Source organism: Microcoleus sp. T3_D1 (assembly GCF_036700405.1).
Taxonomy (GTDB): Bacteria; Cyanobacteriota; Cyanobacteriia; order Cyanobacteriales; family Microcoleaceae; genus Microcoleus.
Map to the genome: position 1 here is coordinate 1 of NZ_JAUBOV010000199.1, position 1532 is coordinate 1532.

Below are 1532 nucleotides of genomic sequence, written 5' to 3' on the forward strand. Positions count from 1 at the left end.
AACCCGCCCCTTGTATCTTAAAAGAGTGAGCTAGCCGATCGCCACGTCATTGATTCGATCATACCGACAATCAGGCGATTGAGCCGACAATCAGTCGATCAAACCGACAATCAGTCGATCAAACCGACACTCAGGCGATCGAACCGACACTCAGGCGATCATACCGATAGTCAGGCGATCGAACCGACACTCAGGCGATCGAACCGACACTCAGGCGATCGAACCGACACTCAGGTGATCGTACCGATAAGTGGGCGATGGCTAGCAAAGTGAATCTAAAGAAACTAGGAAAGTTTCATACAAAGGGTTCTGTAACAGCAGAAAGTGTTGTTCAAGGACATCAGAAATCGGTGAAGTTGGCCCGCCCCTTAGACTAAACAAGTCTGTTGTGTAGATAAGCTCCCATTACTGATGACAGGCGCACCAAGCTGGACAGTATCTTAGGCTCTCGGCATTGTCGGGAAAGCCTGCATTCACAAGGTTAGTTAATTATTGCCTGTCACGTTCTTTCATAAATCGGAGTACATCGGGAGCAAATAATGGCACCAACAGTCTTAGGCATAGACATCAGTAAAAAAGACTTTTATGTCTCATTACTGACCGAAATTCGTGCAACTAAACCCAAAAAGTTTACGAACAATACTCAAGGTTTTGAGAGTTTACATAACTGGCTCAAACAACAAAGTGTAGTCGAACTCCATGCTTGCATGGAAGCCACTAGCATTTACGGCGAAGCCTTAGCCGAATTCCTTTATGGGGTTGGCTTTCAGGTAAGTATTGTCAATCCGGCTCGTATTAAAGGGTTTGCCAAAAGCGAACTTCTGAGAACTAAAACAGACTCCGTAGATGCAGCATTGATTGCCCGTTTTTGTGCGGCAATGAAACCATCATTATGGACACCTACCGCACCCGAAGTTAAGGAATTACAAGCATTGTTACGGCGACTCGAATCAGTCACAGAAATGATGACGAGCGAACAAAACCGTTTGGAGACAGCTACGCCAACAGTTGCTGCCCTTACCCAGGAACATTTGGACTATCTCAAACAGCAACAACAACTAATCAAAAAACTGATTAGTGACCATTTTAACCAACACCCACACTTAAAACAACAGCGCGAACTGTTGACCTCAATTCCGGGCATTGGCGATTTAACAGCTTCTATATTATTAGCTGAAATTGGTGATGTTTCTGATTACGACAATGCTCGTCAATTAGCAGCCTATGCTGGTTTAACACCGAGCGAACGGAGTTCGGGGACTTCGGTTAAGGGCAAAACTCGTTTGTCTTGTACCGGAAACGTCCGAATGCGAAAAGCATTGTATATGCCAGCGGTAGTAGCGATGCGTCACAATCCGTTACTCAAAGCTATGAGTGAGCGATTATTGGGTCGTGGAAAGGTCAAGATGCAGGTAATTGGTGCTTTGATGCGGAAGTTGGTGCATTTGGCTTTTGGGATTTTAAAGTCCCAAAAGCCTTTCGACCCCAATTATTTACTCGCGACCCCTTGACAGGTCAAGACAGTATCTACA

Annotated in this window: 2 protein-coding genes; both read left to right on the forward strand. The window is 45.4% G+C overall.

Annotated elements, in window-relative coordinates; all coding sequences use genetic code 11:
• The first annotated feature begins 78 nt into the window (after positions 1-78).
• Positions 79-273 carry a hypothetical protein gene (locus QT992_RS33350; protein ID WP_333315973.1) on the forward strand — a complete coding sequence of 65 codons (195 nt, stop codon included), beginning with the start codon at positions 79-81 and terminating at the stop codon, positions 271-273.
• A 266-nt stretch (positions 274-539) separates the two neighbouring features.
• Complete coding sequence (locus QT992_RS33355) at positions 540-1511, forward strand: IS110 family transposase (RefSeq protein ID WP_333315972.1); 972 nt, start codon at positions 540-542, stop codon at positions 1509-1511.
• Positions 1512-1532 lie beyond the last annotated feature (21 nt).

Excerpts from the sequence above, each read along its gene's own strand:
- QT992_RS33355 (WP_333315972.1), top strand. The coding sequence starts at position 540 with ATGGCACCAACAGTCTTAGGCATAGACATCAGTAAAAAAGACTTTTAT.